General features: G+C 75.1%; 25 protein-coding genes. 9 read left to right on the top strand and 16 right to left on the bottom strand.

Annotated elements, in window-relative coordinates; translation table 11 throughout:
- Positions 1-31: 31 nt before the first annotated feature.
- From SNE206_RS03700 to SNE206_RS03690, 3 genes are all read right to left on the bottom strand, one after another.
- On the bottom strand, positions 32-1027 hold the full coding sequence (locus SNE206_RS03700) for a hypothetical protein (RefSeq protein ID WP_407911867.1): 996 nt from the start codon (positions 1025-1027) through the stop codon (positions 32-34).
- Between the two features lie 279 nt (positions 1028-1306).
- Positions 1307-2662, bottom strand: a complete 1356-nt coding sequence (locus SNE206_RS03695) for a cytochrome P450 (protein ID WP_407911866.1) — start codon at positions 2660-2662, stop codon at positions 1307-1309.
- Positions 2663-2745: 83 nt separating this feature from the next.
- Positions 2746-3813: an RNA ligase (ATP) gene (locus SNE206_RS03690; RefSeq protein WP_407911865.1), complete on the bottom strand. Its 1068-nt coding sequence runs from the start codon at positions 3811-3813 to the stop codon at positions 2746-2748.
- A gap of 231 nt (positions 3814-4044) precedes the next feature.
- On the opposite strand from SNE206_RS03690, the gene modA reads away from it, so the two are divergent.
- Genes modA through SNE206_RS03675 form a run of 3 tightly spaced genes read left to right on the top strand, consistent with a single transcriptional unit; the run spans position 4045 to position 6808 of the window.
- Complete coding sequence (modA, locus tag SNE206_RS03685; protein WP_407911864.1) at positions 4045-4878, top strand: molybdate ABC transporter substrate-binding protein; 834 nt, start codon at positions 4045-4047, stop codon at positions 4876-4878.
- Entirely contained in the window at positions 4875-5732 is an 858-nt protein-coding gene (locus SNE206_RS03680) for an ABC transporter permease (RefSeq protein WP_407911863.1), read from the top strand. Before modA ends, SNE206_RS03680 begins: the two co-directional genes overlap by 4 nt.
- Before the next feature lie 20 nt (positions 5733-5752).
- The gene (locus SNE206_RS03675; RefSeq protein ID WP_407911981.1) at positions 5753-6808 is read left to right on the top strand and encodes an ABC transporter ATP-binding protein; all 1056 of its coding nucleotides are present in this window, start codon (positions 5753-5755) and stop codon (positions 6806-6808) included.
- A gap of 42 nt (positions 6809-6850) precedes the next feature.
- Here the strand turns inward: SNE206_RS03675 and SNE206_RS03670 are convergent, their stop codons facing one another.
- From SNE206_RS03670 to SNE206_RS03660, 3 genes are all read right to left on the bottom strand, one after another.
- Complete coding sequence (locus SNE206_RS03670) at positions 6851-7669, bottom strand: hypothetical protein (RefSeq protein ID WP_407911862.1); 819 nt, start codon at positions 7667-7669, stop codon at positions 6851-6853.
- 185 nt (positions 7670-7854) lie between these two features.
- Complete coding sequence (locus tag SNE206_RS03665; protein WP_407911861.1) at positions 7855-8502, bottom strand: response regulator; 648 nt, start codon at positions 8500-8502, stop codon at positions 7855-7857.
- Entirely contained in the window at positions 8499-9659 is a 1161-nt protein-coding gene (locus SNE206_RS03660) for a sensor histidine kinase (protein WP_407911860.1), read from the bottom strand. Before SNE206_RS03660 ends, SNE206_RS03665 begins: the two co-directional genes overlap by 4 nt.
- Positions 9660-9788: 129 nt before the next feature.
- Between SNE206_RS03660 and SNE206_RS03655 the strand changes: the two genes are divergently transcribed.
- The 3 genes from SNE206_RS03655 (at position 9789) to SNE206_RS03645 (ending at position 12581) form a co-directional block, all read left to right on the top strand.
- A complete protein-coding gene (locus tag SNE206_RS03655; protein ID WP_407911859.1) occupies positions 9789-10703 on the top strand; it encodes an ABC transporter ATP-binding protein in 915 nt (304 codons plus the stop codon).
- The gene (locus SNE206_RS03650; protein WP_407911858.1) at positions 10700-11437 is read left to right on the top strand and encodes an ABC transporter permease; all 738 of its coding nucleotides are present in this window, start codon (positions 10700-10702) and stop codon (positions 11435-11437) included. Before SNE206_RS03655 ends, SNE206_RS03650 begins: the two co-directional genes overlap by 4 nt.
- Positions 11438-11630: 193 nt before the next feature.
- Entirely contained in the window at positions 11631-12581 is a 951-nt protein-coding gene (locus SNE206_RS03645; RefSeq protein ID WP_407911857.1) for a DMT family transporter, read from the top strand.
- A 372-nt stretch (positions 12582-12953) separates the two neighbouring features.
- On the opposite strand, the gene SNE206_RS03640 is transcribed toward SNE206_RS03645, so the two are convergent.
- The 4 genes from SNE206_RS03640 to SNE206_RS03625 form a co-directional block, all read right to left on the bottom strand.
- On the bottom strand, positions 12954-13208 hold the full coding sequence (locus SNE206_RS03640; protein ID WP_407911856.1) for a Fic family protein: 255 nt from the start codon (positions 13206-13208) through the stop codon (positions 12954-12956).
- Positions 13209-13401: 193 nt separating this feature from the next.
- Positions 13402-14160, bottom strand: a complete 759-nt coding sequence (locus tag SNE206_RS03635) for an excisionase family DNA-binding protein (protein ID WP_407911855.1) — start codon at positions 14158-14160, stop codon at positions 13402-13404.
- Positions 14161-14502: 342 nt separating this feature from the next.
- Positions 14503-15216, bottom strand: a complete 714-nt coding sequence (locus SNE206_RS03630) for an aminoacyl-tRNA hydrolase (RefSeq protein WP_407911854.1) — start codon at positions 15214-15216, stop codon at positions 14503-14505.
- A gap of 30 nt (positions 15217-15246) precedes the next feature.
- Positions 15247-16167 carry a hypothetical protein gene (locus SNE206_RS03625; RefSeq protein ID WP_407911853.1) on the bottom strand — a complete coding sequence of 307 codons (921 nt, stop codon included), beginning with the start codon at positions 16165-16167 and terminating at the stop codon, positions 15247-15249.
- Between the two features lie 206 nt (positions 16168-16373).
- Between SNE206_RS03625 and SNE206_RS03620 the strand changes: the two genes are divergently transcribed.
- Together SNE206_RS03620 and SNE206_RS03615 are read left to right on the top strand one after the other, a co-directional pair.
- On the top strand, positions 16374-16745 hold the full coding sequence (locus tag SNE206_RS03620; RefSeq protein WP_407911852.1) for a YbjQ family protein: 372 nt from the start codon (positions 16374-16376) through the stop codon (positions 16743-16745).
- Positions 16746-16787: 42 nt separating this feature from the next.
- The gene (locus tag SNE206_RS03615) at positions 16788-17891 is read left to right on the top strand and encodes an FAD-dependent oxidoreductase (protein WP_407911851.1); all 1104 of its coding nucleotides are present in this window, start codon (positions 16788-16790) and stop codon (positions 17889-17891) included.
- On the opposite strand, the gene paaE is transcribed toward SNE206_RS03615, so the two are convergent.
- The 6 genes from paaE to SNE206_RS03585 form a co-directional block, all read right to left on the bottom strand.
- The gene (gene paaE / locus SNE206_RS03610; protein ID WP_407911850.1) at positions 17879-18946 is read right to left on the bottom strand and encodes a 1,2-phenylacetyl-CoA epoxidase subunit PaaE; all 1068 of its coding nucleotides are present in this window, start codon (positions 18944-18946) and stop codon (positions 17879-17881) included. The two genes, SNE206_RS03615 and paaE, sit on opposite strands and share 13 nt — an antisense overlap.
- Positions 18947-19429, bottom strand: a complete 483-nt coding sequence (gene paaD, locus SNE206_RS03605; RefSeq protein WP_407911849.1) for a 1,2-phenylacetyl-CoA epoxidase subunit PaaD — start codon at positions 19427-19429, stop codon at positions 18947-18949.
- A complete protein-coding gene (gene paaC / locus SNE206_RS03600) occupies positions 19423-20304 on the bottom strand; it encodes a 1,2-phenylacetyl-CoA epoxidase subunit PaaC (RefSeq protein WP_407911848.1) in 882 nt (293 codons plus the stop codon). The genes paaD and paaC overlap by 7 nt, the downstream gene beginning before the upstream one ends.
- A 19-nt stretch (positions 20305-20323) precedes the next feature.
- Complete coding sequence (gene paaB, locus SNE206_RS03595; protein WP_407911847.1) at positions 20324-20617, bottom strand: 1,2-phenylacetyl-CoA epoxidase subunit PaaB; 294 nt, start codon at positions 20615-20617, stop codon at positions 20324-20326.
- Positions 20614-21561, bottom strand: coding sequence for a 1,2-phenylacetyl-CoA epoxidase subunit PaaA (paaA, locus tag SNE206_RS03590; RefSeq protein WP_407911846.1), 948 nt, complete (start codon positions 21559-21561; stop codon positions 20614-20616). The genes paaB and paaA overlap by 4 nt, the downstream gene beginning before the upstream one ends.
- 142 nt (positions 21562-21703) lie before the next feature.
- A complete protein-coding gene (locus SNE206_RS03585; RefSeq protein WP_407911845.1) occupies positions 21704-23140 on the bottom strand; it encodes a M20 family metallopeptidase in 1437 nt (478 codons plus the stop codon).
- A gap of 570 nt (positions 23141-23710) precedes the next feature.
- On the opposite strand from SNE206_RS03585, the gene SNE206_RS03580 reads away from it, so the two are divergent.
- Complete coding sequence (locus tag SNE206_RS03580) at positions 23711-24718, top strand: aldo/keto reductase (protein ID WP_407911844.1); 1008 nt, start codon at positions 23711-23713, stop codon at positions 24716-24718.
- The last annotated feature ends 14 nt before the right edge of the window (positions 24719-24732 follow it).

Genomic DNA, 24732 nt, shown 5'->3' with positions numbered 1-24732 from the left:
CCGCTCCGCCCCCGCCGGCCCGCGGGCGGGTTCAGGAGACCGCTGCGCTCGCCCCCGAGCTGCCGTTGCGGGCCAGGCAGAGCACGTAGTCGTCGCTCGTCCCGCTCTCGGAGTGGGTGAAGGAGGACTCGGTGTCCGGGTACGCCTCGCACGCCGCCGCGTCGTCGGTGGTGCCGTCGACGCGGCCCACCACCTTGTAGTCGGCCGTCGGGTCGCTGCACGGCAGCACCTTCAGCGCGGGCTTCACCGAGGTGCCCGCGTTGTGCACGCAGGAACCGGTCGTGATCCCGACCGACGTGGGCACCCGGTACGGCGTCGTGGGGGTGTACGGGTCGTCGTCGGCCAGCGCGCCGACCACCATCAGGCCGATGACCACCGACCAGGCCACCACCGGGAGCAGCAGCATGAGCATCGCCGGGCGCTTCGTCAGCGGCTTGCCCGGGTCGAGCTGCGGTCCGCTGACCGGGGCGGCCGGCGGCAGCGCCTTGATCTTGTTCCAGGCGAAGAGGTTCCGGATCAGCGTCACCGGCGTGATGATCGACGACAGGTAGCCCCACCAGCCCTGCACCATCGTGCGGGCCGACATGTCGCGCACCGCCGCGGTGCCGCAGGTGCGGCAGAACGGCCCCTCCTGGCGCTGGAACTGCATGATGACGATCATGCCCCGGTGGGCGCGCACCGTGGTCTTCACGGCCGGGAGGCCGCCGCAGAACCGGCAGCCCGGCCCGGCCCCCGGCACCGCGTGGGCCGGCTGCTGCGCGTACGGCGACGGCTGCCCGTAGGTCGGCGGCTGCGCGTACGGCGAGGGCTGCCCGTACGGTGCCGGCTGCCCGTAGGGCGCCTGCTGGCCGTACGGTGCCGGCTGGCCGTACGCGGGCGGCGCCGCGCCGTAGGCCGGGGGCTGCGGGTACGGCGCGGGCTGCGCCGGATACCCGTACCCGGCGGGCGGCTGGGCCTGGCCGGGCACCGGCGCGGGCGGGGCCGGCGGCGCGGCGTACGGCTGGGACGGCGGCTGAGGCGTGGTCAAAGGTCTTCCCCGTGGCAGTGTCCGGCTCGGGACTCGGGTCTTCGCCACAGGTCGGCCGACCACGGAGCGCCCCGTCCCGCCAGGACGTCGAGATGGCTGACGTACTCTAGGGCCACCCCCGGCGCCGCCCGCGGCCGGGTCGCGCGGTCAGCGCCGGAAGGCGTCCCCGTCCCCGGGCTCGGACTCCGGCGCGTCGCGGTCGAACCTCGGCAGGGCGAGGAAGAACAGCCCGCCCGCGAGCGCGTTACGGAGGCGCAGGGAGGCGCCGCGCCGTCCGGGTCAGCCGGACGTGTGCCGGGTCAGCCGGACCCGCACCGGGCTGCGGGCCTCCAGGGTGATCGCCTGGCCGAGCACGACCTCCGTGTCGACCGCCGCGACCTCGAACTCCCGCAGCAGCGCGGCGAGCGCGAGCACCGACTCCAGCATCGAGAAGTGCTGCCCGATGCAGGCCCGCGGGCCGCCGCCGAAGGGGAACCAGGCGTAGCGGTGCCGCGCGGCCTCCTGTTCGGGGGTGAAGCGGCCGGGGTCGAAGCGCTCCGGTTCGTCCCAGTGGCCGGGGTGCCGGTGCGTCACGTACGGGGCGACGAGCACGTCGGCCCCGGCCGGTATCCGCACCCCGCCGATCTCGCAGTCGGCCACCGCCCGGCGTCCGATGACGGCGGCGGCCGGGTAGAGCCGCATGGCCTCCTTCAGCACGGCGGTGGTGTACGGCAGGGCCGCGAGGTCGTCGGCGGTCGGCGCGCGGTCGCCGAGCACCGCGCGGGCCTCGGCGCGGGCCCGCTCCTGCTCCTCCGGGTGCTTGCCCAGCAGGTGCAGGGCGAAGGCGAGCGAGGTCGCGGTGGTCTCGTGCCCGGCGAGCAGGAAGATCAGCACCTGGTCGCGGAGTTCGGTGGGGTCGAGCTGTTCGCCGTCCTCGCCGCGGGCGGCGGCGAGCAGGCCGAGCAGGTCGTCCGCCTCGCGCCCGGCGCGCCGGGCGATGATCGCGTCGCACACCCCGTACAGCGCCTGCTCGGCGGCCCGGGCCTCGCGGTTGCCGGGGGTCGGCCACTGCCGCGGGATGCGCACCGGCGCGAAGCCGCGGTCGCGGACGTACGCGCCGAGCACCGGGAAGGAGCGGCGGACGGCGCCGATCGCCTCCTCCACGTCGGTGCCGAAGAGGATCCGGGCGACCGCGCGCAGCGCGAAGCGGGACATCTCCTCGGCCGCGTCGACGACACCGCCGGGCACGGCCGCCCAGCGCTCCACGAGGGCCGCCGACTCCAGGGCGACCGCCGCGGCGTACGTGTCGACCCGGCGGCGGGTGAAGAGCGGCTGGATCAGCCGCCGCTGGCGCTGGTAGTCGGCGTCCTGCGCGGTCAGCAGCCCGTTGCCGAGGCTGGCCCTGAGCTCCTCGTACATGGTGTTGTCCTTGCGGAAGTCCGCCGCGCGGGTGGCGAGCACCTGCTGCGCGCCGTCCGGCGAGAACACCATGTAGAACTCGGCCCGCAGGCCGGGCGGGCCCGCGCCGAAGCGCACGACGTCGCCGTGCTCGCGGTGGGCGGCGAGGTAGGCGGCGAGCGGGTCGCGGGTCAGGTCGAGCATCGACCCGATGATCGGCAGCCCGGCGGGGCCGGGTGTCCGGGTGGTGGCCTGCACGTGTCCCCCATATGACGGTGTACGGTCATCGGCCACGCTAGCCGACGTTCCGTCAGGGCAGTAGACCGCGCAGGCCGCCCGGGTCACTCGTACTCGGTGCCGCCCTTGCGCGTGAGGTAGGCGCCGCCGACGGCCTTGGCGATGGCCCGGCCGCCGGTCACCGGGCTGTACCGCTCGGTCTGCGGACGCACGACGACCCCCTCCCTGATGTGCAGCGACCGGCCCGACAGCGTCTCCCGGCCCTCGGCCAGCTCCAGCACCACCGCCGGGTCGAAGGGCCCGCGCCACAGCTCGGGCACGACCGGCAGCACACCGGCGAGCAGCACGGCCGCGTCGAGCCAGCGCAGCCGCCCGTCGATGACGGCCGACACGTCGAAGACCGCGTAGCCGGGCAGTTCGCTCCGGCCCGAACGCCCGTACGTCAGGTCCTGCACGCCGGTGCCGAAGACCTCGCCGAAGATGCCCACCCGGTCGGCGCCGAGGCGTTCGGCGAGACCGGCGGCGGCCTCCGCGACGCCGTGCGCCCGCACGGCCCGCCAGTAGAGGTTCACGCCGTCCTCGCGCAGCGCCAGGCCCTGCGCACCGACGCCCTTGGACGAGACCTGCACCTCGCCGGACCCGGCGTGGTAGGTGACCAGGCAACAGGTGCCGTGCAGCTTCTCGGTCACGACGACGGGCTCGCCCGGCTCGAACACGTCCGGGAAGCGCTTGAGGTTCTCGATGTCGACCCAGGGCAGCAGGTCGGGCGCCCGCTCCACCTCGCCGTTCATGGCGGTGGGGATCGGCGGCTGCCACTTGGTGATGCCGAGCACCCCGGCGAAGTCCGCCCCGGAACCGGCGGCCTCCGCGAGGTCGACACCCGCGAGCGCACCCGGCCGGCACACGATGCCCTGCGACAGCTCGCCGCGCAGCCGTACGGCCTTGACCCGGTTGGCGTCGCCGCCGGCCAGCCGGCCGGTGAGCCCGAGCTCCTCGATCAGCCCGGGCGGCAGCACCGCCTGCTCGGGGATGTAGACGGCCGTCTCGCCCGTGCGGTAGGCGCCCTTGGCGACGACCGCACGGTAGAGGCCGACCTGGGCGAGCTCCAGCGCGTCGGCGTTCGGGTGCTCCAGGATGGTCAGGCGCTCGGCGGTGACCTTCAGTGTGGACATCGGTGCCGTCCCTCCCCGTTCCGGTGACGTCGATCACTGTCCCGGCCCGCCCGGCCCGGAGGCCAGCGATTTTCGTGCCGGACCATCGCACATGCGAGTCCGCGCATGTCCACATGCTGGCCTGTGCGATGAAACAGGCGACTCGCCCCTTGCAGATGCGACATTATGATCGGCGTCGTGATCGCACCTGCGTGCCCCCTGCCGGGCACGGTCGAGGGGAACAGGAACCACATGAACACCGTCGGACGCCGCACCGCCGTCGCCACCGCCACCGCACTGCTCCTCACCGCCGGGCTGACCGCCTGCGGCAGCAGCGGCGACCCGGCCCCCGCGGCGTCGGCCCCTGCGGCATCGGCCCCCGCCGGGGCGTCCGCCTCCGCGGCGACCGGCACGGTCACGGGCGCGGTCACGGTCTTCGCCGCGGCCTCGCTGAAGGAGTCCTTCACCGCGCTGGGCAAGAAGTTCGAGGCCGCGAACCCCGGGGTGAAGGTCACCTTCAACTTCGGCGGCAGCTCGGCCCTGGCGCAGAGCATCGTCTCCGGCGCTCCGGCGGACGTCTTCGCGGCCGCGAGCCCGGCCACCATGAAGACCGTCACCGACGCGAAGGCCGCCGCCGGCACCCCGCAGGTGTTCGTGAAGAACACCCTGGAGATCGCCGTCCCCGAGGGCAACCCCAAGCACATCACCGGCCTGAAGGACCTCACCGGCGTGAAGGTCGCCCTCTGCGCCAAGGAGGTGCCGTGCGGCGCCGCCGCCGTCAAGGCCCTCCAGGCGGCCGGGGTGAACCTCACCCCCGTGACCCTGGAGCAGGACGTCAAGGGCGCCCTCACCAAGGTCGAGCTCGGCGAGGTCGACGCCGCCCTCGTGTACCGGACCGATGTGCAGGCCGATGCTGCGAAGATCGACGGCGTGGAGTTCCCCGAGGCCGCCAAGGCCGTCAACGACTACCCGATCGCCGCGCTCGCCAAGGCGCCCAACGCCGCGGCCGCCGCGGCCTTCGTCGCGTACGTCGAGTCCGCCGAGGCCGCGCAGGCCCTGACCGCGGCGGGCTTCCAGGCACCGTGACCGACCGCACCACCGCCGGCGGCCCCGGCCCCGGCGGCGCCCCCGGGACGGCCCGCCGCCCGCGCTCCCGGCGCGGGCGGGGGGTGCCGTACGCCCTGCTGCTGCCCGCCCTGCTCGGGCTGGCGTTCCTCGTGCTGCCCCTGGTCGGCCTGCTCGTCCGGGCGCCGTGGAGCGCCATGCCGGAGCAGCTGTCCAGCCCGGAGGTCTGGCAGGCCCTGCGGCTCTCCCTGATCTGTGCGACGGCGGCCACGGGGGTGTCGCTGGTGCTCGGGGTGCCGCTGGCCTGGGTGCTGGCCCGCACCGAGCTGCCCGGGCGGCGGGCGGTCCGGGCCCTGGTGACGCTGCCGCTGGTGCTGCCGCCGGTGGTCGGCGGCGTGGCGCTGCTGCTCGTGCTCGGCCGCAACGGCATCGTCGGCCGGTGGCTCGACTCGGCGTTCGGCTTCACGCTGCCGTTCACCACCACGGGCGTGGTGGTCGCCGAGACGTTCGTCGCCATGCCGTTCCTGGTGATCAGCGTCGAGGGCGCGCTGCGCGCCGCCGACCCGCGGTACGAGGAGGCGGCGGCGACGCTCGGCGCGTCCCGGCTCACCGCCTTCCGCCGGGTCACGCTGCCGCTGATCGCGCCCGGCATCGGCGCGGGCGCGGTGCTGGCCTGGGCGCGGGCGCTCGGCGAGTTCGGCGCGACCATCACCTTCGCCGGCAACTTCCCCGGCCGCACCCAGACGATGCCGCTCGCCGTCTACCTGGCGATGGAGTCCGAACCGGAGGCGGCCATCGCGCTGAGTCTGGTGCTGCTCGCGGTGTCCGTCGCCGTCCTGGCCGGACTGCGCGAACGCTGGATGTCGGCCCCGTGACCCCTCCCCCGGAGCCCGCGATGCCCGCCCTCGACGCCCGCCTGCTCGTCGAACGCGCCGCCTTCCGCCTCGACCTCGCGCTCACCGCCGCGCCCGGCGAGGTCGTGGCGCTGCTCGGTCCGAACGGCGCCGGCAAGTCCACCGCCCTGCGCGCCCTGGCCGGCCTGCTCCCGCTCACCGGCGGCAGCCTCACCCTCGACGGCGCACTGCTGGAGGACCCGGCCCTCGGCCTGCACACCCCGGCCGAGGAACGGCCCGTCGGCGTGGTCTTCCAGGACTACCTGCTCTTCCCCCATCTCGGGGCACTCGACAACATCGCCTTCGGCCTGCGCTGCCAGGGCCTGCGGAAGGCGGCCGCCCGGGCCGCCGCACTGCCGTGGCTGGAGCGCATGGGCCTGGCGGACCACGCGGCGAGCCGCCCGGGCACGCTGTCGGGCGGCCAGGCGCAGCGCGTGGCGCTGGCGCGGGCGCTCGCCGTCCGGCCCCGGCTGCTGCTGCTGGACGAGCCGCTGGCCGCGCTGGACGCGCGCACCCGGCTGGACGTCCGGGCGCAGCTGCGGCGGCACCTGGCGGAGTTCGAGGCGGTGGCGGTGCTCGTCACGCACGACCCGCTGGACGCCATGGTGCTCGCGGACCGGCTGGTCGTCGTCGAGGACGGCCGGGAGGTGCAGTCGGGCACCCCCGCCGAGATCGCCCGGCACCCGCGGACGGACTACATCGCCCGCCTGGTCGGCCTGAACCTCTACCGCGGCACCGCGGACGGACACCTCGTCACGCTGCCCGGCGGCGCGGTGCTGCACACGACGGACGAGCTGGCCGGCCCGGCGTTCGTGGCGTTCCCGCCGGACGCCGTCACGCTGCACCGCGGGCGTCCGGAGTCCAGCGCGCGCAACGTCTGGCCGGCGACCGTCGCCGGCCTCGACCTGCACGGCGACCGCATCCGGGTCGACCTCGCGGGCCCGCTGCCGCTCGCCGCCGACCTCACGCCGGGCGCCGCCGCCGAGCTCGACCTCTCGCCCGGCCGCGAGGTCTGGGCGTCCGTCAAGGCCGGCCAGACGCACGCGTACCCGGCCTGACCGGGCCGGGGGCGGCGGTCGGACCGGGTACGCGGGCGGGGGTCAGCCCTTCTTGAGCTGCTGCTCGAACGCCGCCAGGTCGACGACCTGGTCGGCCGCGGGCTTCTGCACGGTGACGGGCTTGTCGAAGTCGGAGAAGGTCAGCTCGGCGGGGCTGTCGCCCTCCTTCTGCTCCATCGCGACGAGGTACGGCTTGCCCTCGGTGGCGATGTGGAGGGTGGTCTTCGTGCCCTCCGCGTCGGCGACGACGATGCTGAAGGTCTTCACGCCGCCGGTGGTGCCGGCGGTGCCCTTCTCCGAGGTCACCTCGTCGGCGCCGTCGTCCCCGGTGATGGCCTTGACCATGCCGCACATGAAGACCGTCTCGGTCAGGCTCTGGCCCGTCCCGTCGCCGGTGAACCAGCGGCCCTTGAACAGCTGCGCGGCGACGGCGGCCTGCTTCTCGTTGCCGCCCAGGCTCTTGGCGAGGTCCTTCCAGAACGCCTCGTCCGGCTTGAGCCACGTCGTGGTGCCGGTGCGCAGCACCTCGGCCGTGCCCTTGCCCGGGTGGCCGATGGTGCCCGCGCAGTTGCCCTGCATGTCGGCGGCGAGGTCCACCGTGGTCACGCTGCCCTCGGAGGTGAAGGTGCCGGCGGCCTTCATCGCGGTGACGGCCTTCATCGCGGCGTGCGCCTGGCCGGAGATCTCCTTGGCGGAGAGGGTGTCGACCGCCAGCGTCGGGACGGGGCTCGCGGACGGCGCCGCGGACGGCGTCGCGGACGGGGCGGCGGACGGCGTCGCGGTGCCGGAGCTGCAGGCGGTGGCACCGGCGGCCAGCAGCACGCAGACGACGGCGGTCGGGACGAGGCGCTTGGAGAGCATGGAAGAATTTCCCTGTTTCGGTATCTGGGTGAACGTGAACCGGGCACGAGTATGCAGCCGGGCGGTGACACCCCGTCCGCCGGGCGGCCCTGCGTGACCCGGTCGTGCCGGAACCGGTACCGCACGGTGCTGTCCGGGTCCGGCCGGCCGGGGCGTCCGCGCACGCCGGAGCCGGTGACCGCAGGTCAGGCGGGCCGCACGAAGCCCGACTCGTACGCGGCGATGACGGCCTGGGTGCGGTCCCGGGCGCCGAGCTTCCCGAGCACGCTGCTGACGTGCGTCTTGACGGTCTGTACGCCCACGACCAGTTCGGCGGCGATCTCGGTGTTGGAGAGGCCGCGGGCCATCAGCCGCAGCACCTCGGCCTCCCGGTCGGTGAGGGCGGCGCGGGCCATGGTGTCGGCGGCGGCGCGGCCGGTGCGGGCCGCGGCGAGGCGGCGGATGGCGGCGGGGAAGAGCAGCGACTCGCCGGCCGCGACGAGGCGGACCGCGTGGGCGATCTCGGCGGGGCGGGCGCGCTTGAGCAGGAAGCCGTCCGCACCGGCCCGCAGGGCCTCGTAGACGTAGTCGTCGTTCTCGAAGGTCGTGACGACGAGGATGCGGGGCGGGCGGTCGGTGCCGCGCAGGATGGCGCGGGTCGCGGTGAGCCCGTCGACGTCGGGCATGCGGACGTCCATCAGCACCACCTGGGGACGCGCGGCGCGGACGACGGAGAGCGCCTCGGCGCCGTCCGCGGCCTCCCCCACGACCCGCAGGTCGCCCTGGGCCTCCAGCACGGCCCGCAGGCCCGCGCGGACGAGCTCCTCGTCGTCCACCAGCACGATGTCGATCATGAGCCCAACCGTAGCGGCAGCCGGACGCGGACCACCCAGTCGCCGTCCACCGGGCCCGCGACGGCCTCGCCGCCGAGCAGCGCCGCCCGCTCGCGGATGCCGCGCAGCCCCTTGCCGCCGGAGCGCCGGCCCCCGGCCTGCGGGACGGCCGGCAGTGCGGTGGCGCAGCTCAGGTGCAGCAGCCCGTCGGCCGTCCCGGCGTGCACCCGCACCGGTGTGCCCGGCACGTGCTTGAGCGCGTTGGTCACGCCCTCCTGGACGATCCGGTACGCCTCGCGGGACAGCACGCCGGGCAGGCGGGCGCCGGCCACCTCGATCCGTGCCTCGACCGGGCTGCCGGCCGCGCGCGCCGTCTCGAACAGCACCTCCACGCGGTCGAGCCCGGGGTGTTCGACGGCAGGCCCGTCCGGGTGGTCGCGGAGCAGGACGAGCATCCGCTCCAGGTCCTCCATCGCCCGGCGGCCGGTCGTCTCGATCGCCTCCAGCGCCTTCTCGCGGAACGCCGGGTCGGCCACCTCCCGGGCGGCGCCGGCCTGCAGCACCGACACGGTGAGGGCGTGCCCGATCGAGTCGTGGAGTTCGCGGGCGAGCCGGTTGCGCTCCAGCAGGCGCTCCGCCCGCGCCTCCGCCTCGGCCAGCCGCTCACCCGCGGACGGCCCCAGCAGGCGGACGGCCATGGCCAGTTGAAGCCGTCCCGCGAGGGCCACGGTGTACACCATCGCCACCAGGAGCAGCGGCGCGCACGGCAGCAGGTAGCCGCCCGCCCGCACCAGGCCGACCACGGCGATCAGACCGTGCACGGTCAGGAGCGCCACGCCCATGCCCAGGGCGACCCGGGCGACCAGCCAGAGCGCCGTCCGGCCGCGGTCCGCCCAGCTCGCCGAGGACGCCGTGCCGATGGCGTCCTCGCGCGCGGGCATCAGCAGCAGCGCGGCCTGCACGCCCTCGGCCCGGCGGGTCGCCGGGATCAGCGCCGCCAGGCACAGCAGCGCGCCGTCGAGCAGCGCGCTCACCCCGACGAGGGCGGGCCACCCGAGCGGCCCCTCGGTGCCCGGGTAGACGAGCAGCACCACGCAGGCGAAGACCGCACCGACGAGCAGGTGCAGCCAGCGCGCGTAGGTGGCGGCCCGGACGAGGGGCGCGAGGATCGTGGACACCCCGCCATCCTGCCGGACCGCACCGGGCGGGGGCCTCCCTCCCGGGAGGGAGGCGGTCCACCCCCTGGCGGGAGGGCGGCGGGCCGCCGCGCCGCTTGACTGGAGGCAGCCGACCAGGGGAGGCAGCCGGTGATCGAGATCCGATCCCTCAGCAAGTCGTACGGTGACACCGCCGCGGTGTCCGACCTGAGCTTCCGGGTGGATCCGGGCCGGGTCACCGGGTTCCTCGGCCCGAACGGTGCCGGGAAGTCCACCACCCTGCGGATGCTCCTCGGCCTGGACCGGCCGACCGCCGGCACCGCCCTGGTGCACGGCCGGCCGTACGCCGAGCTCGACTCCCCGCTGCGGCAGGTCGGCGCGCTGCTGGACGCGCAGGCGGTGCACGGCGGGCGCACCGCCCGCGGGCACCTGCGCTGGCTCGCCGCGAGCAACGGCATCCCGGAGCGCCGGGTCGACGAGGTGCTCGCGCAGGTCGGCCTCGCCGACGCGGCCCGGCGCCGGGTCAAGGGCTTCTCGCTCGGCATGCGGCAGCGGCTCGGGGTGGCGGCGGCGCTGCTCGGCGACCCGCCGGTGCTGCTGCTGGACGAGCCGGTCAACGGCCTCGACCCGGAGGGCATCCGCTGGATCCGCACCCTGCTGCGCGGGCTCGCCGCCGAGGGCCGGTCGGTGCTGGTCTCCTCCCACCTGATGACGGAGATGGCGCTGACCGCCGACCACCTGGTGGTGATCGGCCGCGGACGGCTGCTGGCCGACCTGTCGACCGCCGAGTTCCTGGAGCGGCACGGCCGCAGCCGGGTGCGGGTGCGCGCCGTCGACCCGGACCGCCTCGCCGTGCTGCTGCGCTCCGCCGGCCTCGCCGCCGAGCCGTCCCCGGACGGCGGGGACGCCTGGGAGGTGGCGGGCGCGGCCCCGGAGGAGATCGGCGCCCTGGCCGCCCGGGAGGGCGTGGCGCTGTACGAACTGTCCGTCCGGCAGGACTCGTTGGAGGAGGCTTTCATGCGGATGACCACGGACGCCGTGGAGTACCGGGCGGTGGCGGCATGACGGCCGCGCTCGCCCTGCGCGCCGAGTGGACGAAGTTCACCACGCTGCGCTCGCAGTGGGTCACCCCGCTGCTCGCCGTGCTGCTGACGGCCGGCATCACCGCGGCCGTGCAGGCCGCGTACGGCGAGGTCGACGCCTCGCTGTACGAGGACCCGGGCGTCGGCATCTACTACGGGCTGCTCTTCGGGCAGACCGCCGTGGTCTGCACGGGCGTGCTGCTGATCGGGCAGGAGTTCGCCTCCGGCACGATCCGCGTCTCGCTCGCCGCGGTGCCGCGGCGCGGCCGGCTGTACGGCGCCAAGCTGCTGCTCGGTGCCGGGGTGGGGCTGGTGGTCGGGCTGCTGTCGGTGGGCGGCGCGCACGCCGCCACCGCGGCGACGGTGGGCCTGGACCTCTCCGAGCCGGGCGCCGCCCGCAGCATCGCCGCGGGGGTGCTCTACCACCCGCTGCTGCTGGTGATCTGCCTGGGCGCGGCGACGATGCTGCGCAACCTGACGGCGGCGATGGGGCTGCTGACGCCCACCGTCTTCCTCGGCACGACGGTCCTGAGCGGGGTGCCGGGCGCCCGGGAGGTCGCACGGTTCCTGCCGGACCGGGCCGGCCTGTACGCGACGTCGTACCACGCCGACCCGGACGTGCCCTACGGCCACTGGACCGGCCTGCTGATCATGGCGCTGTGGGCGGCCGCGGCCGCGTACGGCGGGCTGCGCTCGATCCGCCGGCACGACGCCTGACGTGCGGCGACGACCCGCGGCCGGGGCCGGCCGCGGGTCGGCTAGGGTGGGCACCGTGCATCTGACCGTTCTTCCGCCGCCGGCCGCCTGAGCGGGCGGCACGGCCACCAGGAGTCCGGGGCGTAGCCCCCGGGCCTGTCGGTGCTGCCCGCAGACGCGGCCATGCGACCGACACCTCTGTGGGAGAACACCCGTGTCCACTGCACGAACCACCCTGCCCGTCGGGCGGGGTCTGCTCTACATCACCTTCTCCGCCACCGCCTGGGGCACCGCCGGTGCGGCCGCCGCGCTGCTGTTCGGCGGCAGCGGTCTGGGGCCGCTGGCCCTCACGTTCTGGCGCTCGGCCGGCGGGGTGGCGCTGCTGCTCGTCGTGCGGGCGTTCACCGGCGGCGAGGCGCGGCCGGCCGCGCCGTGGCGCCGCCGGTGGCCCCGCATCCTCGTCAACGGCGCCGGGCTGACGCTCTTCCAGGCCGCGTACTTCGTCGCGGTGCAGCAGACCGGTCTCGCGGTGGCCACCGTGGTCACCCTCGGCTCGGCACCGGTGATGATCGCGGTCGGCGCCCGGCTGACGATGGGCGAGCGCCTGGGCGGGTCCGGCGCGGTCGCGGTCGGCGGGGCGCTGGCGGGGCTGGCCGTGCTGGTGGTCGGCGACGGCGGCAGCGGCGAGGTGCGGCCCGTCGGGGTGCTGTGGGCGCTGCTCTCGGCGGCCGGGTACGGCTGCATCACGGTGTGGACCCGGCACCTGGGACGCCGCGGCGAGACGGAGAGCCCGTCCTCGACCACGCTGTGGTCCTTCGCGGTCTGCGCGGTCTGCCTGCTGCCGTTCGCGGCGGCGGAGGGCGTGTGGCCGCAGTCGGAGGGCCTGGGCCGGACGGTGCTGCTGCTGGTCTACCTGGCCTCGGTGCCGACCGCGCTGGCGTACGGCCTGTACTTCGCCGGCGCCGCGGTGGTGCGGGCGACGACCGCCTCGGTCATCGCCCTCATCGAGCCTGTCAGTGCGACGGCGATCGCGGTGCTGCTGCTCGGCGAGCACCTGACCCGGGCCACGGCGGCGGGCACGGTGGTGCTGCTGGCCTCCGTCACGGGGCTGGCCCTGGCGGAGGCCCGGCTGGCCGTGCAGGCCCGCCCGGCCCGCCCGGCCTGACCGGCCTGACCGACCGCGGCCGCGGCCGGGACCGGACGGGCCGACCGGACCGGCGGGCGCCCCGCCGGCCCGGCAGGCCCGGCCGCGGTCGCTACCGCAGCGCCGGGTGGTCGGCGACGACGGTGCAGCTGCCGGGGGCGATCTCCCTGACCCTCGACAAAGGTCCTGCACCGAGTTGGCTCGACTTGCCGCCCTCGTCCCCGCGAGACCGGCCTGCCGGCACCGACCGATGCCGACCACGGCGCTCGGGCTTTGCTCAGGCAGGGTGTACCAGCCCGTTGAGCATCTTCTCCAGCAGATCGTTGTTCGCGTTGAAGCTGGCCACTGACGCGGCGATGTTCTCCTCTTGGTCCATGTCCTGCCAAGAGACGGTTAGCCGGCTTCGCAGGCGAGTTGGGCGAGGAAAGCACGCTGGGTGCGGCCGTTGCCTTCCCGGAAGGGGTGAATGGCGTTCACGTCGCCGTACAGGTCGGCGAGGGCGCGGATGAACTCCGGGCGGTCCAAGCCTTGCAGGTGGTCGTTGTCGGCCAGCTTGCGGAACACGTCCTCAGCGAACGAGACGATGTGGATCGACGGGCAGAACGACGTGCCTTTGGAGATCTCGATGGTGCGCAACTCCCGGCCCACGGGTACACACTCCCGAAGATCTGCTGGTGGAACGCCTGCAGGTGCGCGAGGTCGTAGTTGCCGGGCAACGGCTCGGCGTCGAGGACGGTGAGCTCCACTGCGGCGATGTCCGCTTCGGCCTGGGAGAGTTCGGCTGCGTCGGTGATACCGAGACTGTTCCGGAGGACACCGTTGGGCTCGCTGTAGGGGTCGGTCACTCAGTGGCCTTGCGGGTGTAGCGGGCGAGGGTCCGGGCTCGCAGGGCTGCGGCGTCGAGTTCTCCATGTGCGTAGGCGTCGAGGTCGGCTGTGGTGCCTGCGCCGACGCGCAGTCCCTCGGCCTCGGTGGAGCCTATGGCGGAGGCGACCGCCGCTTGACGACGTCGGGCCTGGTCCTTCTGTTCGCGTCGCTGGTAAACCTCCAGCGACGCGACGTCCACACGGCGGTGGGTGCCGACCATGCGGAAGTCGATCGCTCCCTTGTCGAGCAGCTTGACCAGGTGCGGCCGGGAGACGCCAAGGGCTTTCGCTGCCTGGATGGTGGAAAGTTCCAGGTTCTTGGCGATCACCTCGACGGCGCGGCCGGACGCGATGAGCGCCATGGTCTCCATGAGGACCGCCAGGGCTTCGCGCGGCACCTCCATGGTGACCTTGCCCGCTTCGGCGACGGTGACGTGGAACGTCTCGGCCCTGCTGGTGAGGGCGTCACGGAGGCATGGAACGGCCTCCTCGACGGTGCGCTTGCGCTGTTCCTGCCGTGTACGTTGCGCTTGGGCACCCCGCAGAGCAGGCAGGCCCTCGACAGGGCGCTTGCGCAACTTCCTCCGAGTGGGAGAGCCCTTGACCTCGTGCACGAAAGCCGTCGTGCTGTCGTCGACGACGTGCTTTGCCCCCTTGGCCGACTTCTGTTCCTGGTGCGTCACGGGCATCGGCGCGTCCTCAGCTTCGAGTAGTTGCGATCCTTCCTCCAGCATATGGAACAAGTGAAACAAGTGCAATATGTGCAACTACTTTGAGTCACTGCACTGCCCCCTTGGGTTGCTGGAGGGCCGTCCGTACGTCCTCCTCGACGAGTGGGCAGTCGACTAGGCCGACACGGCTGGTGTCCGGGAGGCATCACGGGACGGCCGGACGGAGTCAGGGCATGGGCGGCACGGACGAGGCAGCGGTCAAGCGGAAGTCGGGGATCCGGACCTGGCGGATGGCGGCAGCCGCCGGTGCGGCCGCCATCGCGCCGGGCGTGGTTTTCGTCAGCGGCAGGATTGCCGGCGTGAGCGAGGGCGGTTCCGAGGAATCCCGGCGGTCCTGGGCGACCGTCAGCCGCGCAGCGCCGGGTGGTCGGCGACGACGGTGCAGCTGCCGGGGGCGATCTCGGTGAAGCCCGCGTCGCGGACGACCGGGAGGCCGCTCACCGTGAGCGCCGCCCAGGCGTCCGGTGCGGCGGTGCGGACGGCGAGGGCGAACCCTGCCCCGGCCCACTCCTTGCGGCGGGTGTCGTCCAGTTGCCACCAGGCGAGCTGGGCGGCGTGGCCGGTCTGGGCCATGGTCTTGCCGGCGCTCATCTCCAGCTCGGGGTTGAGCCAGAGCACCGGCAGGCCCTCGGCGGCGGGCGCGGGCTCGGCCGGGTCGTCGAGGTCGGTGCCGGAGACCTGGAGCTTGGCGAGCTCCTTGGGCCAGCCGTCGAGCGGCACCGGCGGGAAGACCCGGACCTCGGCGGCGGCGCCGGTCACGGTGATGCCGGGCAGCTCGCCCGCCTTGCGCCACTCGCCGCCGCGGGCCCGCCGGACGACCTTGCGGATGCGGGCGTCCTCCCAGGCGGCGACGCGTTCCGCCCACTCGCCCCCGCCGTCGGTGACCCGCGGGTCGGCGAGCAGGGTCAGCACCGCCCGGGCGGAGGTCTCCAGGGCGTCGGTGCGGGCGGGCGGGTCGGCGCGTTCGAGCCGGACGACGAGCGGCAGCACGTACTGCTGCCGCTCGTCGCGGTCGTCGGGGCGGTCGGGGGTGCCGGGGTCGGTGAAGGGTGAGCTCACCCCACCAGGATGCCAGCAGGCCCCGCGGCGTCAGCGGCGGTACCCGCGCTGGGGGTCGCGCTCCTCGGCGTCCTCGTAGGCCAGGAACCAGCCTTCGGGGTGGGTGGCGGCGAGCATGTCGTCGGTGCGGTCGGCGGTCTCCAGGTCGGGGTCGCCATCCTCGGGGCCGTAGACGCCGAAGAGTTCGTCGGCGCAGCCGTCCCAGTCGTAGTCGTACAGGTCGGCGGGCAGGTCGCCCATCATGTCGGCGACGGACTCGGGCTGGGCGCCGAGCAGGCTGCGGGCGTCGGCGAGGGCGAGGCGCAGCGCGACGTCCTCGGCGAGGCAGCGCGGCAGCGGCCACTCGCCGAGCGCGAGGTCCTCGGCGAGGTCGTCGAGGGCGCGGGCGAAGGCGCGGCGCCATGCGCGGTGCAGGGTCCAGGTGCGCCGGGGCAGCCGGAAGAAGACCGCCCAGTCGGCTTCGTCGCCGTCGGTGACGGGGTCGTCCTCGTGCTCGTCGAGGTCGTCGTAGGCGGCGTCGGCGAGGGCGATCAGCTGGGTGTGCAGCAGGCAGGCCGTGCGGGGGGTGAGGGTCCAGTCGCCGGCGTCGCCGGCGTCGCCGTCGAGCGGGAAGAGCTCGGCGAAGTCGGGGGCGAAGTCGTCGGTGACGCTGATCTCCAGGGTGCCGCCGAGGGCCTCGATGCCGGGCACGGCGGCGACCAGGCGGTCGGGGTGGAGGAGCACGCCGAGGGCCGCGTTGGGGTCCTCGGCGACCTCGCGGAGCAGGTCGGTGCGCTGCCCGACGGGGTCGGCCCCGTCGAATTCCAGTTCGTCGACGGCCGCCAGTGCGGCGGCCCGCAGCCGCGGCCAGTCGGTGATGCGGATGCCGAGCACCACTGTCGCCTCGATCTCCTGCGCGCCGGAGTCCTCCGCCGCGCCCGGCCCCTGTGGATGATCGCTTCGCTCGCCCATGCGCCTACAGTACGGCCACCACGGGCCCGGAATCACCGGTGCCTGCCGTCTTCTTCCGCACGGCGCGCGGCGCGCGCCGGGATGCGCCTCCGGCGTGGCGCGCGCCGGGGCCGGGCCGTCGGGCGGGGCTCCGCCGGGCCGGTGATCGCACGGGGTTCCGGCGAGCCGGTCCGGCCGTCCCACGGGCCGTCACGCATCGTGGGGGCATGGCGAATATCGACGAGTACGGCGGCGGGCAGCGCCCGGATGCCGATGTGCTGGTGGTCACCACCAACGACGTGCCGGGCCACCGGGTGGAGCGGATCATCGGGGAGGTGTTCGGGCTGACGGTGCGCAGCCGCCACGTCGGCTCGCAGATCGGCGCGGGCCTGAAGTCGCTGGTCGGCGGTGAGCTGAAGGGTCTGACGAAGACCCTGGTGGAGAGCCGCAACCAGGCGATGGAGCGGCTGGTCGAGCAGACCAGGGCGCGGGGCGGCAACGCGGTGCTGATGATGCGGTTCGACGTGTCGGAGGCGGCGGACGTCGGCACGGAGGTGTGCGCGTACGGGACGGCCGCGGTGGTCTCGCCCGCCGTGTGACCCCGCGGGGAACAGGTCCGGCCCGGCCGATGTTTCACCGGCGTGACTGTTTACGGTGCAACCATCCGTGAGGTCGACGTCGTGGTGATCGGCGCCGGCCAGGCCGGCCTGTCCGCCGCCTACCACCTGCGCCGCCGCGGCTTCGCGCCGTACACCGGCTTCGTCGTGCTGGACGCCGACGACGCGCCCGGCGGCGCCTGGGCGCACCGCGCGCCCTCGCTGCGGATGGCCACCGTGCACGGCTTCCACGACCTGCCCGACTTCGAGCTGCCCGCCCCGGATCCCGCCGCCCCCGCCCGCGAGGTCGTACCGGGCTACTTCGCCGCGTACGAGGCGCGGCACGCGCTGCCGGTGGAGCGCCCGGTGCGGGTGCGGGCCGTGCGGTCGCTGCCGGACGGGCGGCTGCGGGTGGAGACCGACCGCGGCGGGTGGACGGCCCGCGCGCTGGTCAACGCCACCGGCACCTGGACGCGGCCGTTCCTGCCGCACTACCCCGGGCACTTCGCCGGCCGGCAGCTGCACTACGCCGCCTACCGCGGGCCGGAGGAGTTCGCCGGGCGGCGGGTGGTGGTGGTCGGCGGCGGCGCCTCGGCCGTGCAGGTGCTGTCGGAGGTCGGCGCGGTCGCGGAGACGGTGTGGGTGACCCGGCGTCCGCCGGTGTACCGGGACGGGCCGTTCACCGAGGAGTCCGGGCGGGCCGCGGTCGCCCTCGTCGAGGAGCGGGTGCGGCAGGGCCTGCCGGTGCGCAGCGTGGTGAGCGTGACCGGGCTCGGCCCGTCGGTGGCGTACCGGCGGGCCGAGGAGCTGGGCGTGCTGCGGCGACGGCCGATGTTCGACCGGCTGACGGAGCACGGCGTCGCCTGGGGCGGCACCGAGGAGCCCGCCGACGTGATCGTCTGGGCGACCGGGTTCCGCCCGGAGGTCACCCACCTCGCGCCGCTGGGCCTGCGCGGCCCCGGCGGCGGCATCCGCATGGCGGGCACGCAGGCCGCCGACGACCCGCGGATCCACCTGGTCGGTTACGGGCCGTCGGCGAGCACCGTGGGCGCCAACCGGGCCGGGCGGGCGGCCGCCGCGGGCCTGGTGCGGCTGCTGGGCGACCCGCGGGCGGCGGCTCCGGCGGCGGTGCCCGCTCAGCGGTCGTAGTCGACGGTGACCCGGTCGGAGACCGGACGGGCCTGGCAGGTCAGCACGTAGCCCGCCGCGACCTCCTTCTCCTCCAGGGCGAAGTTGCGCCGCATCTCCACCTCGCCCTCGCACACCAGCGCCCGGCAGGTGCCGCACACCCCGCCCTTGCAGGCGAACGGCAGGTCGGGGCGGGAGCGCTGGGCGCCGTCCAGCACCGAGCGGTCCCGCGGCAGGGCGAGCGTGCTGGACCGGCCGTCGAGCACGACGGTGACCTCGCTGAGGGCGCCGTCCGCGACCGGCCCGTCGGCCCGTTCGGGGCCGGGGCCGTCCTCGGCGTGGAACAGCTCCTGGTGCACCCGGTCGGCGGGCACGCCGAGCCCGGTGAGCAGTTCCTTGGCGCCGGTCACCATGCCGTACGGGCCGCACAGCCACCAGTGGTCGACCGCCGGCACGTCGATCAGGGCTCCGACCAGTGCCGTCACCCGCTCGGTGTCGAGCCGTCCGGTGAGCAGCTCGGCGTCGCGGGTCTCCCGGGAGAGCACGTGCACCAGCTGGAAGCGTCCGAGGTGGCGGTCCTTCAGGTCGGCGAGCTCGTCGGCGAACATCACGGTGTCGCTGCGGCGGTTGCCGTAGAGCAGGGTCACCCGGGAGCCGGGGTGTCCGTCGAGCACCGAGCCGGCGATGGAGAGCATCGGGGTGATGCCGGAGCCGGCGGCGATCAGCACGTGCTCGGCGGCCTCGCCGAGCGGGGGCGTGAACAGCCCGGACGGCGGCAGCACCTCCATGGTCTCCCCCACCTGCGCCTCACGGACCAGGCGCCGGGAGAACAGCCCGCCGGGCACCTCGCGCACGGCGATCCGCAGCGGCCCGCCGATCGGCGAGCACAGCGAGTACGAGCGGCGCTCGTCGGAGCCGTCGACGACGCGGCGCAGCGTGAGGGTCTGGCCGGGGAGGAACGCGTACTGCCCGGCGAGGGCGTCCGGCACGTCGAAGGTGACCGCGACCGCGTCCTCGCACAGCGGTTCCAGGGCCGCGATGCGCAGCTCGTGGAAGGTCGGGCGGCGGACGGCCATCTAGATCTCCTTGATCCGGTCGAAGGGCTCGCGGCAGCTGCGGCAGCGCCACAGCGCCTTGCAGGCGGTGGAGCCGAAGCGGGAGAGCTCCTCGGTGTCGGCGCTGCCGCACTGCGGGCAGTGCACGGCCTGCCGGGTCGGGCCGAGCTGCAGCAGGCCGCCCGCGGCGGGCGGGGCGATGCCGGCCTCGGCGAGCTTGCGGCGGCCGTCGGCGGTGATCAGGTCCGTCGACCAGGGCGGGTCGAGGCGCAGCCGCACCCGTACGTCGGTGTAGCCGGCGGCGCGCAGCCGGGTGTCGACGTCGGCGGCCATCTCGGCGACGGCCGGGCAGCCGGAGTAGGTGGGGGTGAGCCAGGCGGTGACCGTGCCGTGGTCCTCGTCGACGCCGGCGAGGATGCCGAGGTCGGCGAGGGTCAGCATGGGCAGCTCCGGGTCGGGCACGGCGGCGGCCAGCTCCCAGGCGCGGGTCGCGGTGGTCACCACGTCGCCCCCGGGTGGGCGCGGGCCACGACCTGCAGTTCGGCGAGGAGCAGGCCGAGGGCCTCGGTGTGCACGCCGTCGCGTCCGGCGCGGCCGCCGACGGAGGCCAGCGGCGCGGCGTCCGGCACCGTGAGGGTGGCCTCGCGGAGGTCGTCGGCGAGCAGGGCGAGCACCGGCTCCCGCAGTGCGGCGGGGTCGGTGCCGAGCCGCAGCTCCACCGGGTGCGGGGTGAACAGCTCGTCGAGCAGCGGCCAGACGGCGTCGACCCCGGCCTGCATGCGGGCGTGCGCGTACGGCGTGCCGTCACCGAGGCGCAGCAGCCACTCCAGGGCCCACTCGCGGTGGTAGGCGAGCTCCTTGACGCCGGCGGCGGCCACCGAGGCCAGCACGGGGTCGGCGTGGTGGGCGAGCCGCGCGTACAGCGCGTGCCGGGCGGTGGCGAAGCACAGCAGCCGGGCGACGGTGTGCGCGAAGTCGCCGTTGGCGACCTCCACCAGCCGGACGTTGCGGAACTCGTGGTCCTCGCGCCAGTAGGCGAGGTCGTCCTCGGTGCGGCCGCTGCCGTCGGCCTGCCCGGCCCGGGTGAGCAGGCGGCGGGCCTGGCCGAGCAGGTCGAGGCCGAGGTTGGCGAGGGCGACCTCCTCCTCCAGCTCGGGCGCGCGGGTGCACCACTCGACCAGGCGCTGGGCGAGCACGAGCGCGTCGTCGCCGAGCATCAGGCAGTAGGCGGCGAGGTCGGCGCCGTCCACGCCGGCGGGCAGGGCGGTGTCGACGCCGAGCAGCGGGTCGGCGAAGCCGGTGCCGTACGCCCAGCGGGCCTCGCCCTCGGGCCCGGGCTCGGCGTCGGTGAGGCTCAGGTAGACGTGGTCGTCGGTCATGGCGTGCGGGCTCCCCGTCTCAGATGTGCGGGACATCCTCGGGGATGTCGTAGAAGGTCGGGTGGCGGTAGACCTTGTCGCCGCTGGGGGCGAAGAACGGGTCGAGCTCGTCCGGGGCGGAGGCGGTGATCGCCGCGGAGGGCACCACCCAGAGGCTGACGCCCTCGTTGCGGCGGGTGTAGAGGTCACGGGCGGCGAGCAGCGCCATCCGGTCGTCGGGGGCGTGCAGCGAGCCCACGTGCACGTGGTTGAGGCCGCGGCGGGGGCGGACGAACACCTCGTAGAGCGGCCAGTCGGCCTTGGTCCCGGTCATGTCGCGCTCCGCTTCTTCTCCGCGTACGCCAGGGCCGACTCGCGGACCCAGGCGCCGTCCTCGTGGGCGGCCCGGCGGCGCTCGACGCGCTGCGCGTTGCACGGGCCCTGTCCCTTGATCACCTGCTTGAGCTCCGACCAGTCGGGTTCGCCGAAGTCCCAGCTGCCGCGGTCCGCGTTCCACTGCAGGGCCGGGTCGGGCAGGGTCACGCCGAGGTGTTCGGCCTGCGGCACGGTCATGTCGACGAAGCGCTGCCGCAGCTCGTCGTTGGAGTGCCGCTTGATCCGCCAGGCCATCGACCGGGCGCTGTTGGGCGAGTCGTCGTCGGGCGGGCCGAACATCATCAGCGACGGCCACCACCAGCGGTCGACCGCGTCCTGCACCATGCGGCGCTGGCCGTCGGTGCCGCGCATCAGTGTCATCAGCAGCTCGTAGCCCTGCCGCTGGTGGAAGGACTCCTCCTTGCAGACCCGCACCATCGCGCGGGCGTACGGCCCGTAGGAGCAGCGGCACAGCGGCACCTGGTTGCAGATCGCGGCGCCGTCCACCAGCCAGCCGATCACGCCGACGTCGGCGAAGGTCAGCGTGGGGTAGTTGAAGATCGACGAGTACTTCTGGCGGCCGTCGACCAGCTTCTCGGTGAGCTCCGCCCGGTCGACCCCGAGGGTCTCGGCCGCGGCGTACAGGTACAGGCCGTGGCCGGCCTCGTCCTGGGCCTTGGCGAGCAGGATCGCCTTGCGGCGCAGCGAGGGCGCCCGGGTGAGCCAGTTGCCCTCGGGCTGCATGCCGATGATCTCCGAGTGCGCGTGCTGCGCGATCTGGCGCACCAGGGTCGCCCGGTAGGCGTCCGGCATCCAGTCGCGCGGCTCGATCCGCTGCTCGGCGGCCACCACCGCGTCGAAGCGCGCCTCCAGGGCCGCCTCGTCCAGCTCCGCTGCCGTCATTGCACCCGCCTCCCGACTGACCGTTCGGTCGGGTCAATTCTGCACACGCCGGACCGGCGATGACAAGGCATGCGGCCGGACAGCCGCTCCGGGGCGGCACCGCGCCCGGGCCGGGGCAGGCGCGCCCCGGCCCGGGCGGCCCTCAGGCGCGCTCGCGCAGGCGCGGCAGCGGCACCGCGAGGAGCGCCGCCAGCAGGGCGATCCGCGGGGCGAACTGGTCGACGAGCACGTGCTCGTGGCGGGCGTGCGGCCCCGCACCGACCGCGCCGAGGCCGTCCAGGGTGGGCAGGCCGCGCGCCCCCGCGAGATTGGTGTCGCCCGCCCCGCCCGCCGGGGCGCCGTCGAGCTGCTGGCCGAGCGCCGCGGCCAGCGACCGCACGTGCCGCAGCAGCGGGTTGGCCGCCCGCTCCGGCCAGGCCGGACGGCTGGAGAGCACCTCGGAACGCACCTTGGCACCCGGCCGCAGCGCGGTCAGGTGCGCGAGGGTGTCGAGGGCGCGGCGCTGCGCCTCCGCCGTGGCGAACCGCAGGCCGAGCTCCGCCTCGGCCCGGCCGGCGATCACGTTGGCGCGGGTGCCTCCGGTGATCCGGCCGGTGTTGAGCTCGGTGCCCGGCTGCCGGGCCAGGCTCCGTACGGCGACGAGCTGGTCGACGAGCTCGTCGACCGCGGAGACGCCCTCGGCGGCGGCGAGGCCGGCGTGCGCCTCCTTGCCGGTGACGCTCAGCCGCACCCGGGTGGAACCGCGCCGGGCGGTCTTCAGCCGGCCGTCGGGGTGCGGCGGCTCCAGGCCCAGGACGGCTGCGGCACCGGGCAGTTGGCGCTCGACGAGACGACGGCCGTCGGGGCTGCCGACCTCCTCGTCGGAGACCACCACCAGCCGCACGGGCCGGTGCGGCCGCTGACCGAGGTCGGCCAGCAGGGCGAACGCCCCCTCCAGCAGGGCCAGCCCGCCCTTCATGTCGAGGACACCGGGGCCGCTGAGCCGCCCGTCGCGGTCCTCGACCGGCCAGTCGGCGAGGGTGCCCGCCGGCCAGACGGTGTCGTGGTGGGCCACGACCAGCACGTGGCGGAGGGAGTCGTCCTGGCCGGGCCACTCCGCCAGCAGGTGGTCGCCGTGCGGCCCGGCCTCGCGCCGCACGGCGCCGCCGGTGGCACGGAACCCGGCCGAGAGCTCCTCCGCCAGGGCGTCGAGGCGGGCCGCGTCGCCGCTCGGCGACTCCATCGCGGCGAGGGCGGCGCAGCGGCGCCGTACGGCACCGGCCATCGTGCGGGCCCGGGCACTCAGGGCCTGCGGGAGACCCGGCAGGGCGGGCAGCGCGGCCAGGGCGAGGGCCACGGCGGGCGCCTCCGGGAGCCCGGCCGCCGCGGGGTCGGGGCGGGAGGGGCGGTCGGGGTGTTCGGGGTGTTCGGGGTGTTCGGGGTGTTCGACGGGAGCGGGCGCCGCGGTCGCCACCGGACGGGCGGCCGCCGCGGTATTCGCGGGATCGCCGCCCTCGGCGGCCCGGTCGGCCGTGGAGGGGGCTGCGGGGTCGGCCCCGGTCGTGCCCGGCTCGGCCGGGAGCACGGTATGCGGGCTCACCTCGCACCTCCGCGGCCGCCGCCGGCCGGGACGGACGGCGCGGCCGGACGGTGGCGTGGCGGGTGCGGCGGCCGTGGCGGTCGTGGGCGGCAGGCCCGGTGCGGGCCTGCGGCCCGGACGGGAAACGCCTGCTGGTGCAACCTCGGACTGGGCGACACTGCGTCCTCCTCGCTCGTTCCGGCGGCCCCGGTCGGCCCGGGGCCCGTGGACGGCGCCCCCGGCGCGCGGTACGGCCGGGCACCGGCGACCCGGCGGGCACAGGAGGTGAGCCTAGAAGACCCGTTCGGTTCCGTGCGAGGTGGCCTGGTGCTCCGCGGCCCGCCCACGGGCAGGTGCACGCGTCCCACCTCCCACGATGGACCTGCGGGAACGCTTCGGCAGGGCGGAACGCCTGCGAACGGCGGACCTCCGTCCGACGGATGACGTCGGATCAGTGTTCGGAATCGGTCGCGGTCTCCGCGCCGCACAGGTCTCCCGGGCGCCCGGAAGTGACAGATATTGAAATCTGTCATCCCGAGTGCCATAGTTGAAACACGTCCGCCGCCCACCCCCGTCCGCAGGGAGCACGCGATGTCCACCACCCCCGCCCGCACCACCCTCGGCACCACCGGCCCCGCGACCTCCGCCCTCGGCCTCGGCCTGATGGGCATGTCCGACCTGTACGGCCCGGCCGACGAGGCCGAGTCCGTCGCCACCGTGCACGCCGCCCTCGACGCCGGCATCACCCTCCTCGACACGGGCGATTTCTACGGCATGGGCCACAACGAACTGCTCCTGCACGAGGCGCTGCGCGGCCGCGACCGCGCGAGCGTCCAGATCAGCGTCAAGTTCGGCGCCCAGCGCGGCCCGGACCGCTCCTGGCTCGGCTACGACGCGAGCCCGGCCGCCACCAAGACCGCCCTCGCCTACTCGCTCCGCCGCCTGCGCACCGACTACATCGACGTCTACCGCCCCGCCCGCCTCGACCCGAACGTGCCGGTCGAGGAGACCGTGGGCGCCATCGCCGAGATGGTCAAGGCCGGCCACGTCCGCCACATCGGCCTCTCCGAGGTCGGCGCCGAGACCCTCCGCCGGGCCTCCGCCGTGCACCCGATCAGCGACCTGCAGATCGAGTACTCCCTGCTCTCCCGCTCGCTGGAGGCCGAGGTGCTGCCCACCGCCCGCGAGCTGGGCATCGGCGTCACCGCCTACGGCGTGCTCTCCCGCGGCCTGCTGAGCGGCCACTGGACGGGCGACCGCGAGATCCCCGCGACCGACTTCCGCGGCTTCAGCCCGCGCTTCCAGGGCGACAACCTCAGCCACAACCTGCGGCTCGTCGAGGCCCTGCGCGGCATCGCCGCGGCGAAGGGCGCCACCGTCGCCCAGGTCGCCATCGCCTGGGTCGCCTCCCGCGGCGACGACATCGTGCCGCTCGTCGGCGCCCGCCGCCGCGACCGCCTCGCCGAGGCGCTCGGCTCGCTCGACGTGCACCTCACCCCGGAGGACCTCGCCGCCGTCGAGGCCGCCGTCCCCCCGGGCTCGGCCGCGGGCGACAGGTACGCTGCCGCACAGATGGCCCACCTCGACAGCGAGCGCTGAGCCGCCGGCAGCCG

It is taken from the genome of Kitasatospora sp. NE20-6 (genome assembly GCF_045862635.1).
The sequence above is the reverse complement of the archived record's forward strand: the minus strand, read 5'-3'. Positions and strand labels throughout refer to the sequence as shown.